12 protein-coding genes are annotated in these 13,326 nt (G+C 67.9%); 9 read left to right on the top strand and 3 right to left on the bottom strand.

The annotated features are described in order from the left end of the window. Positions 1-28 precede the first annotated feature (28 nt). The 9 genes from paaK (at position 29) to NX068_RS05380 (ending at position 10,000) form a co-directional block, all read left to right on the top strand. The gene (gene paaK, locus NX068_RS05420) at positions 29-1,354 is read left to right on the top strand and encodes a phenylacetate--CoA ligase PaaK (protein ID WP_263460267.1); all 1,326 of its coding nucleotides are present in this window, start codon (positions 29-31) and stop codon (positions 1,352-1,354) included. A 10-nt stretch (positions 1,355-1,364) separates the two neighbouring features. After that, complete coding sequence (pcaF, locus tag NX068_RS05415; protein ID WP_442806691.1) at positions 1,365-2,585, top strand: 3-oxoadipyl-CoA thiolase; 1,221 nt, start codon at positions 1,365-1,367, stop codon at positions 2,583-2,585. Between the two features lie 17 nt (positions 2,586-2,602). Continuing rightward, positions 2,603-3,391, top strand: coding sequence for an enoyl-CoA hydratase/isomerase family protein (locus NX068_RS05410; protein WP_263460266.1), 789 nt, complete (start codon positions 2,603-2,605; stop codon positions 3,389-3,391). Positions 3,392-3,469: 78 nt separating this feature from the next. Further along, positions 3,470-4,489 carry a 1,2-phenylacetyl-CoA epoxidase subunit PaaA gene (gene paaA, locus NX068_RS05405; RefSeq protein WP_263460265.1) on the top strand — a complete coding sequence of 340 codons (1,020 nt, stop codon included), beginning with the start codon at positions 3,470-3,472 and terminating at the stop codon, positions 4,487-4,489. Further along, a complete protein-coding gene (gene paaB, locus NX068_RS05400; RefSeq protein ID WP_068639468.1) occupies positions 4,486-4,782 on the top strand; it encodes a 1,2-phenylacetyl-CoA epoxidase subunit PaaB in 297 nt (98 codons plus the stop codon). The genes paaA and paaB overlap by 4 nt, the downstream gene beginning before the upstream one ends. Beyond that, positions 4,782-5,567 (top strand): 1,2-phenylacetyl-CoA epoxidase subunit PaaC, encoded by a 786-nt coding sequence (paaC, locus tag NX068_RS05395; RefSeq protein ID WP_263460264.1) that lies wholly within the window; start codon positions 4,782-4,784, stop codon positions 5,565-5,567. The genes paaB and paaC overlap by 1 nt, the downstream gene beginning before the upstream one ends. A gap of 11 nt (positions 5,568-5,578) precedes the next feature. Continuing rightward, on the top strand, positions 5,579-6,076 hold the full coding sequence (gene paaD / locus NX068_RS05390) for a 1,2-phenylacetyl-CoA epoxidase subunit PaaD (RefSeq protein ID WP_263460263.1): 498 nt from the start codon (positions 5,579-5,581) through the stop codon (positions 6,074-6,076). Between the two features lie 17 nt (positions 6,077-6,093). Further along, positions 6,094-7,191: a 2Fe-2S iron-sulfur cluster-binding protein gene (locus tag NX068_RS05385; RefSeq protein WP_263460262.1), complete on the top strand. Its 1,098-nt coding sequence runs from the start codon at positions 6,094-6,096 to the stop codon at positions 7,189-7,191. A 160-nt stretch (positions 7,192-7,351) separates the two neighbouring features. Continuing rightward, on the top strand, positions 7,352-10,000 hold the full coding sequence (locus tag NX068_RS05380; protein WP_263460261.1) for a bifunctional acetate--CoA ligase family protein/GNAT family N-acetyltransferase: 2,649 nt from the start codon (positions 7,352-7,354) through the stop codon (positions 9,998-10,000). Positions 10,001-10,142: 142 nt separating this feature from the next. Here the strand turns inward: NX068_RS05380 and NX068_RS05375 are convergent, their stop codons facing one another. The 3 genes from NX068_RS05375 to NX068_RS05365 form a co-directional block, all read right to left on the bottom strand. Next, positions 10,143-10,742, bottom strand: coding sequence for a nitroreductase family protein (locus NX068_RS05375; RefSeq protein WP_263460260.1), 600 nt, complete (start codon positions 10,740-10,742; stop codon positions 10,143-10,145). A gap of 138 nt (positions 10,743-10,880) precedes the next feature. Beyond that, positions 10,881-11,432, bottom strand: a complete 552-nt coding sequence (locus tag NX068_RS05370; RefSeq protein ID WP_263460259.1) for an acyloxyacyl hydrolase — start codon at positions 11,430-11,432, stop codon at positions 10,881-10,883. 60 nt (positions 11,433-11,492) lie between these two features. Continuing rightward, the gene (locus NX068_RS05365; RefSeq protein ID WP_263460258.1) at positions 11,493-13,244 is read right to left on the bottom strand and encodes a PHA/PHB synthase family protein; all 1,752 of its coding nucleotides are present in this window, start codon (positions 13,242-13,244) and stop codon (positions 11,493-11,495) included. Positions 13,245-13,326 lie beyond the last annotated feature (82 nt).

Below are 13,326 nucleotides of genomic sequence, written 5' to 3'. Positions count from 1 at the left end.
AGAAGAGAGAACGAGAGGAGAGAACACCATGCCCGTGAAGAGCCCCAGCCCCGGCGACCTCGAGCCGATCGAAAGCGCCAGCCGCGACGAGATTTCCGCGCTGCAGCTGCAGCGCCTGCAATGGTCGGTGCGCCACACCTACGACAACGTCGAGCCCTACCGCCGCAAGTGCGAGGAAGCCGGCGTGCATCCGGACGACCTGAAGTCGCTGCAGGATCTCGCCAAATTCCCCTTCACCGTCAAGACCGACCTGCGCGACAACTACCCCTTCGGCCTGTTCGCCGTGCCGCGCGACAAGGTCGCCCGCCTGCACGCCTCGAGCGGCACCACCGGCAAGTCGGTGGTGGTCGGCTACACCAGCAAGGACATCGACAACTGGGCCGACCTGATCGCCCGCTCGCTGCGCGCCGCCGGCGTGCGCGCCGGCGACATGGTGCATAACGCCTACGGCTACGGCATGTTCACCGGCGGCCTCGGCGCCCACTACGGCATCGAGCGCGCCGGCTGCACCGCGGTGCCGATGTCCGGCGGCCAGACCGAGAAGCAGGTGCAGCAGATCCTCGACTTCCGTCCCGACGCGATCATGGTCACGCCGTCCTACTCGCTGGTGATCGCCGAGGAGTTCGAGCGCCTGAACATCGCCCCCGAAGACATCTCGCTGAAGGTCGGCATCTTCGGCGCCGAACCCTGGGGCGAAGGCATGCGCGCCGAGATCGAGCGCAAGCTCGGCATCGACGCCATCGACATCTACGGCCTCACCGAAGTCATGGGCCCGGGCGTGGCCTGCGAGTGCATCGAGACCAAGGACGGCCCGGTGATCTGGGAAGACCACTTCTACCCCGAGATCATCGACCCCGAGACCGGCGAGGTACTGCCGGACGGCGAGGAAGGCGAGCTGGTGTTCACCTCGCTGACCAAGGAAGCCTTCCCGGTCATCCGCTACCGCACCCGTGACCTCACCCGCCTGCTGCCGCCGACCGCGCGCTCCTTCCGCCGCATCGGCAAGATCACCGGGCGTTCGGACGACATGCTGATCGTGCGCGGCGTGAACGTGTTCCCGACCCAGATCGAGGAGCAGATCCTGCGCGACCCGCGCCTGTCGGGCAACTACCAGATCGTGCTGAGCCGCGACGGCCACCTCGACAACGTCGATATCCGCTGCGAAGTCCAGCGCGAGCTGTCGGGCAAGCTCAGCCGCAACGACGTCGAGACCATCGCCCGCACGCTGCAGCAGCACATCAAGACCATCATCGGCATCAGCACCAAGGTGAACGTGATGGAGTTCGACACCATTCCGCGCACGCTGACCGGCAAGGCACGCCGTGTCATCGACCAGCGTCCGAAGCAACTGTAAGGAGTTGGCGATGAACGAAGCCTCCCTGTCCCAAGCCTATATCTGCGACGCCATCCGCACCCCGATCGGCCGCTACGGCGGCACCCTCGCCAGCGTACGTGCCGACGACCTCGGCGCCGTGCCGCTGAAGGCGCTGATGGCACGCAACCCGAACGTCGACTGGACCGCGGTCGACGACATCATCTACGGCTGCGCCAACCAGGCCGGCGAGGACAACCGCAACGTCGCGCGCATGTCCGGCCTGCTCGCCGGACTGCCGATCGAAGTACCCGGCACCACCGTCAACCGCCTGTGCGGCTCCGGCATGGACGCCGTCGGCCTCTCCGCGCGCTCGATCAAGGCCGGCGAAGCCGGGCTGATGATCGCCGGCGGCGTCGAGAGCATGTCGCGCGCGCCCTTCGTCATGGGCAAGGCCGAGAGCGCCTTCTCGCGCAGCGCCGCGATCCACGACACCACGATCGGCTGGCGCTTCATCAACCCGTTGATGAAGAAGCTCTACGACACCCACTCGATGCCGCAGACGGCGGACAATGTCGCGGCCGACTTCGGCATCTCGCGCGCCGACCAGGACGCCTTCGCGCTGCGCTCGCAGCAGCGCTGGGCCGCCGCCCACGCCGCCGGCCGCTTCGCCGACGAACTGGTGCCGGTCGAGATTCCGCGCAAGAAGGGCGAGCCGATCGCGTTCGACACCGACGAGCACCCGCGCCCCGACACCACGCTGGACACCCTGGCGAAGCTGAAAGGCGTCAACGGCCCCGACCTCACCGTCACCGCCGGCAACGCCTCGGGCGTCAATGACGGCGCCTGCGCGCTGCTGCTGGCCTCGGAAGCCGCCGCCGCCCGCCATGGCCTGACGCCACGCGCCCGCGTCGTCGGCATGGCCACCGCCGGCGTCGCGCCGCGGATCATGGGCTTCGGCCCGGCACCGGCGGTGCGCAAGGTGCTGGCGCAGACCGGCCTGACGCTGGACCAGATGGACGTCATCGAACTGAACGAAGCCTTCGCCGCGCAGGCCCTCGCCGTGCTGCGCGACCTCGGCCTCGCCGACGACGAAGCCCGCGTCAATCCCAACGGCGGCGCCATCGCCCTCGGCCACCCGCTGGGCATGAGCGGCGCCCGCCTGGTGACCACCGCCGCCTACGAGCTGCAGCGCCGCAACGGCCGCTACGCGCTGTGCACGATGTGCATCGGCGTCGGCCAGGGCATCGCGCTGATCATCGAGCGCGTGTGAGGCGCGAGGACAAGGCCATGAGCTACGAAACCCTCGACATCGAACGCAAGGGCGCGGTGGCGACGATCTGGATGGATCGTCCGGAGGTCTTCAACGCCTTCGACGAACGCCTGATCGCCGAACTCGACGCCGCCTGCGCCGAACTCGACGGCGACGCCGGCGTGCGCGTGGTCGTGCTCGGCGGCCGCGGCCGGCATTTCTCCGCCGGAGCCGACCTCAACTGGATGCGCCGCGCCGCCGCCAGCACCGAGCAGGAGAACCTGGCCGACTCGCGCCGCTTCGCCGCCATGCTGCGCCGCCTGGCCGGACTGTCGAAGCCGAGCATCGCCCGCGTGCAGGGCGCCGCGCTCGGCGGCGGCACCGGCCTGGCCGCCGCCTGCGACATGGCGATCGCCGCCGACGATGCCAGCTTCTCCACCTCGGAAGCCCGCTTCGGCATCATCCCGGCGGTGATCAGCCCCTACGTGCTGCGCGCCATCGGCCCGCGCCACGCACTGCGCTACTTCCAGAGCGCCGAGCGTTTCGACGCGACCGAAGCGAAGTCGATCGGCCTGGTCAACGACGTCGTCGCGGCCGACCAGCTCGACGCCGCGATCGACCGCCTGGTGCAGGCCCTGCTGGCCTGCGGGCCGCAGGCCCAGTTCGCCGCCAAGCAGTTGGTCAGCGCCATCGACGGGCGCGGCATCGACGAAGCGGTCGGCGAGGAAACCGCCGTCCGCATCGCCCGCCAGCGCAGCACCGACGAAGCACGCGAAGGCTTCGCCGCCTTCTTCGAGAAACGCCCGCCGGCATGGATGGCGGTTTGAGGTAAACGCGGACCACACCCGCGGCCCGCAGCATCCCGTTCCGGCACGCCCGGAACGGCATTTGCCAGGAGGAAACACATGTACACCCAAGCAATGGACATTCCGGACGAGTCTGGAAACCCCGGCGGCAAAAAACTCAGCGTCGTGCCCCCGCCGCAAAGCGAGCAGGAAGCCGCGTTCGAGGCCCGCATCGACGCCGACGGCCGCATCGAGCCGCAGGACTGGATGCCCGAGGCCTACCGCAAGACCCTGGTGCGCCAGATCAGCCAGCACGCCCACAGCGAGATCGTCGGCATGCTGCCCGAAGGCAACTGGATCTCGCGCGCGCCCAGCCTGAAGCGCAAGGCGATCCTGATCGCCAAGGTGCAGGACGAAGGCGGCCACGGCCTCTACCTGTATTCCGCCGCCGAGACCCTGGGCACCAGCCGCGGCGACATGATCGACGGGCTGCACAGCGGCAAGGCCAAGTACAGCTCGATCTTCAACTACCCGACGCTGAACTGGGCCGATGTCGGCGTGATCGGCTGGCTGGTGGACGGCGCCGCGATCATGAACCAGATCCCGCTGTGCCGCTGCTCCTACGGCCCCTATGCGCGCGCCATGATCCGCGTCTGCAAGGAGGAATCCTTCCACCAGCGCCAGGGCTACGAAGCCCTGCTGGTAATGATGAAGGGCAGCGAAGCGCAGCGCCGCATGGTGCAGGACGCGGTCAACCGCCTGTGGTGGAAGTGCCTGGCGATGTTCGGGCCGCCGGACGCCGACAGCCCGCACAGCGCGCAGGGCATGCGCTGGGGCATCAAGCGCATCAGCAACGACGAGCTGCGGCAGAAGTTCATCGACGCCACCGTGCCGCAGGCCAAGGTGCTCGGCGTGACCCTGCCCGACCCCGACCTGAAGTGGAACGAGGAGCGCGGCCACCACGACTACGGCCAGATCGACTGGCAGGAATTCTGGAACACCGTCGAAGGCAACGGCCCCTGCAACAAGGAACGCCTGGCCACCCGGGTCAAGGCACACAAGGATGGCCAGTGGGTCCGCGACGCGGCCCTGGCACACGCACAAAAGCAACGCGCACGCGCAGACAAGGAGGCAGCATGAACACCCCCGCACTCAAGGATTGGCCGCTCTGGGAAGTCTTCGTCCGCAGCAAGCAAGGCCTCGAGCACAAGCACTGTGGCAGCCTGCACGCGGCCGACGCCGCGCAGGCGCTGCACATGGCGCGCGACGTCTACACCCGCCGCCAGGAAGGCGTGAGCATCTGGGTCGTGCCTTCGGCCTCGATCACCGCCAGCAACCCGGACGACAAGGGCGAGCTGTTCGACCCCGCTGCGGACAAGATCTACCGCCACCCGACCTTCTACGAAATCCCTGAAGAAGTGGGGCACATGTGATGAGCACGGCACCCAACGACTACCTGCTGCACCTGGCGGACAACGCCGTGGTGCTCGGCCAGCGCGACGCCGAATGGTGTGGCCACGGCCCGATCCTGGAAGAAGACCTCGCGCTCGCCAACGTCAGCCTCGACCTGATCGGCCAGGCCCGCCTGCTGTACCAGCTCGCCGCGACGCGCATCGGCAACGGCGCCACCGAGGACACGCTGGCCTACTTCCGCGACGACACCGAGTTCCGCAACTACACCCTGGTGGAGCTGCCCAACCACGGCGCGCTGGTCGGCTACGCTGCCTCGGACCGCGACTACGCCACCACCATCGTGCGCAACTTCCTCTACAGCGCGCTGATGGTGCTGGTGTGGGACGCACTGCAGAAGTCGCCCGACGCCGACCTGGCCGCGATCGCCGCCAAGTCGCTGAAGGAAGCGCGCTACCACCTGCACCACGCCGCCGACTGGGTGGTGAAGTTCGGTGACGGCACCGAGGAATCGCACGCCCGCGCCCAGGCCGCGCTCGACCACCTGTTCCCCTACACGGAAGAGTTCTGGACGCCGAGCGCCGCCGAGGACGCCGCCATCGCCAGCGGCGCCGCCACCGACGTGCGCACGCTGCGCGCCGCCTGGGACGCCATCGTCGCCGACACCCTGGCCGAAGCCACGCTGAAGCGGCCCGACGTACGCGGCTACGTGCCGGAAGGCAAGCACGGCCGCCACTCCGAGCACCTCAGCTACCTGCTGGGCGAAATGCAGGGCCTGGCGCGCGCCCACCCCGGCGCCACCTGGTAGGAGCGACCGCCATGCACGCCACGATCGACGACGTCTGGGCCGCCCTCGACCATCTGACCGACCCGGAGATCCCGGTGGTCACGCTGCGCGAGCTGGGCATCCTGCGCGACATCCGCGAAACCGCGAACGGCATCGAGGTGGTCATCACCCCGACCTACAGCGGCTGCCCGGCGATGGGCCAGATCGAGGACGACGTGCGTGCAAGCCTGCAGCAGGCTGGCATCGAGGCGCGGGTGATCACGCAGCTCGCGCCGGCCTGGACCACCGACTGGATGAGCGAGGAGGCCAAGGCCAAGCTGCGCGCCTACGGCATCGCACCGCCGCACACCACCCCCAGCGACACCAGCGTGATCAGGTTCGTGCGCCGCGTCGACACCCGGCCGGTGGCCTGTCCGCAGTGCGGCTCGACCAACACCATCCTGAGCTCGCAGTTCGGTTCCACCGCATGCAAGGCGCTGTACAAGTGCCTCGACTGCCAGGAACCCTTCGACTACTTCAAACCCTACTGACGCCGGAGCCAAACGCCATGTCAGCACTCCGTTTCCAAGAACTCGCCGTCAAGCGCGTGAGCCCCGAGGCCGCCGGCGCCGTGGCGATCACCTTCGACATCCCCGCCACCGAGCGCGAGCGCTTCAACTTCGAGCCGGGCCAGTTCCTGACCCTGCGCGCCACCATCGACGGCCAGGACGTGCGCCGCAACTACTCGATCAGCAGCCCGCGCAGCCGCCTCGCCCGGAGCGGCGAGCTCGAGATCGGCATCCGCCCGGTCGAGGGCGGCCTGTTCTCGAACTGGGCCGCCCGCGCCATCAAGGCCGGCGACACGCTGCAGGTGATGCCGCCCGACGGCCGCTTCGTGATCAGGAAGAAGCGCGCCATCCACCGCGTCGGTTTCGCCGCCGGCTCGGGCATCACGCCCATCCTGTCGATCGCCGCGAGCACGCTCGAAGAACAGCCGGACTCCAAGTTCACGCTGATCTACGGCAACCGCCGCATGTCCACGGTGATGTTCAACGAGGCCCTGCAGGACCTCAAGGACCGCTACCGCGACCGCCTGACGATGATCCACGTGCTGTCGCGCCAGGCCCAGGAAGTCGACCTGCTGCAAGGCCGCATCGACGGCACCAAGGTGCGCGAGATCATCGCCGCGCTGCTGCCGGTGGGCAGCATGGACGAAGTCTTCATCTGCGGCCCCGACGCGATGATCAGCGACACCGAGAACGCGCTGGTCGACGCCGGCGTGCCCGCCGACCGCATCCGCACCGAGCGCTTCACCGCCAACCTGCCCCCCGGCGCCCACCCGGTCGGCGCCTCCAGCACCGCCGAAGCGGTGGCCACCGCGGCCAAGGACATCACGATGACCCTGGTGCTCGACGGCAAGGAGCACGAGATCGCCATCGGCCCGGACGAGCACCTGCTCGACGCCGCGCTCAACGCCGGCCTCGACCTGCCCTTCTCGTGCAAGGCCGGCGTCTGTTGCACTTGCCGCGCCAAGGTGCAGGACGGCGAAGTCGTCATGGACAAGAACTTCACCCTCGAAGCGGCCGAAGTCGCCCAGGGCTTCGTGCTGAGCTGCCAGGCCCGCGCCACCACCAAGCAGCTCAGGATCAGCTTCGACGAGCGCTGAGCGCCACCCCCTCTTCTTCCACTTCCCGCTGCGGCCGTTTCGACGGCCGCTTTTTTTGCGGATCGCGTCATCGCCTCGATAATCTGATACAAATCATTGGACATGAGTTGTTGATTTGGTATCAAATCAACTTCACCCTCGCCTCGGGGCGCCGACCATCATGACCAGCCCGCACGCTCTCAGCACCGCCTTCGATCCGTCCTCGATCGCCATCATCGGCGCCTCGGCCACGCCGGGCTCGGTGGGCAACATCCTGTTCCGCAATCTTCTCGACGGCGGCTACCGCGGCACGCTGTACGCCATCAACCCGAAACATAAAAGCATCCAGGATCACCCCTGCCTGCCGTCGCTCGAGGACGTCGGCCGTCCGATCGACCTCGCCATCATCGCCACGCCGGCACGCATGCTGCACAACATCGTCGCGCAATGCGGGCGCCACGGCGTGCGCAACGCCGTCATCGTCGGCGCCGCCGGCCACACGCTCGAGCGCCGCATCATCGACAGCGCGCGCGAAACCGGGCTGCGCCTGCTCGGCCCCGGCAGCCTGGGCGTCGCCCGCCCGGGCAGCGGGCTCAACGCCGCGCTCACCCGCATCGCGGTCAAGCCCGGCGAGATCGCCCTGGTTTCGCAGTCCGGCGCGATGTGCTCGGTGATGCTCGACTGGGCGCTGACCAATGAGGTCGGCTTCTCGTCGGTGATCTCGCTCGGCGGCACCGTCGACATCGACTTCGGCGAAACCCTGGAATACCTGACCCATGATGTCAGCACGCGCTACATCCTGCTGTACGTGGACCGGGTGCACAACGCCCGCCATTTCATGAGCGCGCTGCGCTCGGCGGCGCGGGTCAAGCCGATCATCGTGCTCAAGCCCGGCCGCCACGGCGACGCGCCGGATGGCCTGCGCGCAGCACCGGCCGACCTCGTCTTCGATGCCGCCATGCGCCGTGCCGGCGTGGTCCGCGTGCAGAACATCGACCAGCTCTTCTTCGCCACCAAGGCGCTGTCCTGCGGCTTCCAGCCACGCGAGGACAGCCTGGCCATCGTCTCCAACGGCAGCGGCCCGGCCGACCTCGCCGCCGACCGTGCGCGGGATCTGGGCACCGAACTGGTTTGCCTCGGCTCGCCGACCATCGCCGCGCTCGAGCGCCTGGGCGGGCGCGAGCGCCGCAGCCACAATCCGCTGGACCTCGGCGGCAATGCCGGGCCGCTGCTGTACCGCGACGCCATCCTGGCGCTGGCCGAGGATGCGGCAGTGTCCAACCTGCTGGTGATCCTGTCGCCGCATGCGCTGGTCGAGCCGGTCGAGGTCGCGCAGGAGATCATCGAACTCGCCGCCCAGCTGCGGCTCAAGCTGTGCTGCTGCTGGATGGGCGGCGGCCAGGTGGCCGAAGCGCGGGCGCTGCTCGCGCAGGCCGGCATCCCGGTGTTCAGCTCACCGGAGGCGGCGATCGAGCTGTTCCACGACATCTCGCGCTTCCACCGCAGCCAGGCACTGCTGCTGCAGACCGCGGGCGGCGCCGCCGGCAGCGCCCAACCGCGCAGCGGCGGCGCCCGCATGCTGATCGAAGCCCTGCTCAACCAGCGCCGCCACACCTTGTCGGCAATGGAGTCGAAAGCGCTGCTGCGCAGCTTCGGCATCGCGGTCACGCCCAGCACGGTCGCGCGCGACGCCACCGAGGCCCTGTTCGTCGCCGAACAGACCGGCTTCCCGGTAGCGATGAAAATCGAGGCCGCCGACATCGCCAGCAAGGCCGACGCCGGCGGCGTGCGGCTGAACCTCAACACCGCCGAATCGGTGTGGAACGCCTATCACGACATCGTCGACACCATCCGCCAGCGCCACCCCGGCGCACGCATCGACGGCGTCTCGATCGAGCCCTATCTGTATCGCCCGCAGGCGCGCGAATTCAGCATCCGCGTCGACCGCGACGCCACCTTCGGCCCGGTCATCAGCCTGGGACCGCAGAACGCCTCGGCACTGCGCAACTTCGCCCTGCCGCCGCTGAATGCGGTGCTTGCGCGCGACCTCATCGACTCGGCGATACCGGCCGGAGCGCAGGGGCCTCGGGGCACGGCCTGCGTGCTCAAGCGCAGCGCGATCGAGGCGGTGCTGGTATCGGTATCCGATCTCGTCTGCGAGCTGCCCTGGGTGCGCGAACTGGAAATCGGCCCGCTGATCGTCGACGCCGACGGCGCCATCGCCGCCGATGCCCGCATCGCCATCGACCAGGGCCTGCCCGCCGGCAGCGACCGCTACGCCCACATGGCGATCCACCCCTATCCGCTGCACCTGATGCAGGACTGGCAGATCGGCGACGGCCGCAGCATCCGCACCCGCCCGGTCCGCCCCGAGGATGCCGGACTGCTGCTCGCCTTCTTCGACACGCTCAGCGCCGAAACCCGCTTCCTGCGCTTCATGGAGCCGATCGAGGCGCTGAGCCCGGCGATGGTCGCGCGCTTCACCCAGATCGACTACGACCGCGAGATGGCGCTGATCGCCACCACCACCGACGACAGCGGCGCGGAACAGATGATCGGCAGCGCCCGCTACGTGCTCGCCGCCGACGGCGAATCGGTCGAATTCGCCCTGGAGGTCGGCGACGGCTGGCAGCGCCACGGCCTGGGCCGCCGCCTGATGGGCGCACTCATCGAAGTCGCCCGCGCCCGGCGCTACCGCGCCATCTTCGGCGACGTGCTCGGCAACAACGCCAGGATGCTGCGGCTGATGCACAGCCTCGGCTTCCTGGTCCAGCCCCACCCGGAAGAGAACACCCTCAGGCGGGTGGTCAAGCTGCTGCACGGCAAGTGAATACTTGCCCGGCACCAGGATTCAGAATCGCCAGGCAAAGCGCAGGCGGACGAGGTTCTCCCTCGGCTGGGGACTCCCGATCTCCGCATCGGAATCGCCGGCACTGCCCGCGTAGTAGGTGCCCGGGCAGCACCCATGCGCATCAGCGGAAGGTCCTGAATCGCACCTCGTCCGCGATGAAGGTCTTCTCTGAAAACGGCTTGAGGCTAGAGCCGAACGGCATCTGCGCACGCAGCTTCCACGATGCGGGGAGCTTCCACTCCTTCGCCACCGCTTCGTCGATGACCGGGTTGTAGTGCTGCAGGCTCGCGCCGATACCGGCCTCGGCCAGCGCGGTCCACACCGCGAACTGCGCCATGCCGGCCGAATGCTCGGCGAAGATCGGGAAATTGTCGGCATACAGCGGAAATTTCCGCTGCAGCTCCGCGATCACGTCCTGGTCCTCGAAGAGCAGCACCGTGCCGGCGCCCGCGGCAAAAGCGCTCATCTTGGCATCCGTCGAGGCGAACGCATCCGCCGGCACGAGCGGGCGCAGCGTCTCCCGCGTCAGGTTCCACAGCTTCTCATGCTCCGCGCCGAACAGGATCACGGCGCGCGAGCTTTGCGAATTGAAGGACGAAGGCGCCAGGCGGACCGCTTGCTGGATCAGCGCTTCGACTTCGGCTTCGGAGATGGGCAGCGCCTTGCCGATGGCGTACTGCGTGCGGCGTTTGGCGTAAATGGCAATCGCGTTGTTGGTCATGAAGTTCCACTCGTGTTGTGATCATTCGCAGGCACCCGCAGCATCGGCTCCGCGGACATGCGGCTGCAAAACGCAAATGCTCGGGTAAATCGCCGCAGGAATCAAACGGCAGCCCGGTCCATTGCCGCGAAAGCGCCGTCAGAACGAATAGGCGAAGCGCACCCGGAGAACCTCCTCCCCCGGGTTGGGTTTCTTGATGCCGGCATTGGAGATGTGCTGGGCACGCAGCGACACCTCACAGGCCTGCTTCGGCCCGAAGCGGTAGCCCACGCCGAGCACCTGCGTGAACTGCAGCGCGGTACTGAAACGTTCCGTTCCGGCGGTGTACAGACGATCGAAGACGCTGACGCCAAGGCCTAGATCGACGAACAGCGGTGCATTCGGCCCGCCGAGCGGATGGCGCCACACGCCCATGCCGGTCAACTGGGTGAATGAATGGTGGCCGCCGTGTTCGCGTTGCGTCCGCCAGTGGCTCACGGACAGATCCCAATGCAGGGCCAGGGGACCGGCCGTGCGCGGCACCGACGGGAACAGGCGGGAAGGAATCAGCACCCCCAAGGAGGCCGTGCTTGCCGACTCTCCCTCCATCGTGGCACCGCCGTCGATGTACAGGCGGTAACCGGAAGCCGATGAATCCTGCGCGACGGCCGGGTTCGGGGACAAGGCCACCGCCGCCGCGACGAACGCCATGTACATGCTGCGATTCATTCTGGTTTTCTCCAGGCTGCAGCAACATCCGCCGGAGCGACGTCACTTTCCCTTCACATATTCGCCCGGTGCATCGCCAAGCACCCGGTAGCGCCGGCGGGACGCACCCATTTGCGGCGGCTCGACCGGCACGCCCGAGCGCTGGCGCAGCCATTCGCTCCACGCCGGCCACCAGGAGCCCTGCTGCACCGGCACCGTGGCCTGCCACTCGTCCGGCGCGATGTAGCCGCCTCCCGCCGGACGGGTGTGCAACTGGTACTGGCGCCGCGGCCGGCCGGGCTCGCTGACGATGCCCGCGTTGTGGCCGCCGGTGGTCAGCACGAAGGTGATCTCCGCCGGCGACAGGTAGTGCAGCTTGTAGACCGAACGCCAGGGCGCCACGTGATCGGCAACGGTGCCGACGCTGAACACCGGCAGCCGGATGTCGCCCACCGACACCGGCCGCCCTGCCACCGGCTGGCGGCCTTCACTCAGATCGTCATTGAGGAAGAGCCGGCGCAGATACTGGGCGTGCATCTTCGCCGGCATGCGGGTTGCATCGGCATTCCAGGCCATCAGATCGTTCATCGGCCGGCGCTCGCCGAGCAGGTATTCACCCACCAGGCGCGACCACAGCAGATCGTAGGAGCGCAGCATCATGAAGGCGCCGCCCATCTGCTCGGCGAACAGATAGCCGGTATCGGCCATCTGAGCTTCCAGCAGGGCGATCTGGCTCTCGTCGATGAACAGGGCCAGCTCGCCGGGCTCGCTGAAATCGGTCTGCGCGGTGAACAGGCTGAGCGAAGCCAGCCGCTCATCGCCGTCCCGGACCATCGCCGCCGCGGCCATGGCCAGCAAGGTGCCGCCCAGGCAGTAGCCGGTGGCGTGCACCTTGCTCTCCGGCACGATGGCGGTCACCGCATCCAGCGCGGCACGGAAGCCGAGTTCCAGGTAATCGTCCATCCCCAGGTCGCGGTCATCGGCATCCGGGTTCTTCCACGAGATGCAGAACACCGTGTAGCCCTGCTCCACCAGATAACGGACCAGTGAATTGTGCGGGGACAGGTCGAGGATGTAGTACTTCATGATCCAGGCCGGCACGATCAGGATCGGCTCGGGATGCACCTTGCCGGTCGTCGGCGCGTACTGGATCAGCTCGATCAGCCGGTTCCTGAACACCACCTTGCCCGGCGTGACGGCGACGTCGCGCCCGACGACGAACTGCTCGGTGCCTGGCTGCGGCTGGCGCTGCCGGCAGCGCGTGACGTCGTCATGAAAATAATCGAACCCACGCAGCAGGTTGACGCCGCGCTCATCCCACGTCCGCTTCAACACCACCGGGTTGGCAAAAGGCAGGTTGCCCGGCGAGAACATGTCCAGCCACTGGCGCGCAGCAAAGGCGACGACATGCTCGTGATGCCGATCGACGCCCCATACACCGTGCGTGGCCTCATCCCACCAGCGCTCCTGCATCAGGAAAGCGTCGCGCAGCATGTTGAACGGCCAGCAGTTCCAGGCGGGATCCCTGAAGCGCCGGTCGTCGGCCTGCGCTGTGTCTACCGCTTCCGCATTCTTGCCGAAACCTGCCGGACGCTCGAGCGGCCTGATCTGCATCTGCGCCGCCTGCTCGAACGCCCGCCGCGTCAACTCCAGGCATTTTCCCGGACTGGCGGCCAAGTGCGTCGCCCAGTCCATCCAGGCAAGCAGCAGGGAGTGTTGCGAAATCGACGACCATGCATGTGACAAGACGGCATGCACGCTGGCATCCAGCGCCTTCCACGACGGAATCGTATTATCGACCTTGACCTCAGGCATTTCCGGGCTCCTTTCCTTCATCCCTCGTCCTGCCAGGACGAGCGTTCAGTCGCTGTTCGATGCTAGCACAAACAACCGACCG

This window comes from Thauera carbonicopians (genome assembly GCF_025699485.1).
Taxonomy (GTDB): domain Bacteria; phylum Pseudomonadota; class Gammaproteobacteria; order Burkholderiales; family Rhodocyclaceae; genus Thauera.
Note: the sequence above shows the minus strand (reverse complement) of the source record. Positions and strands in the feature narration are given on the sequence as shown.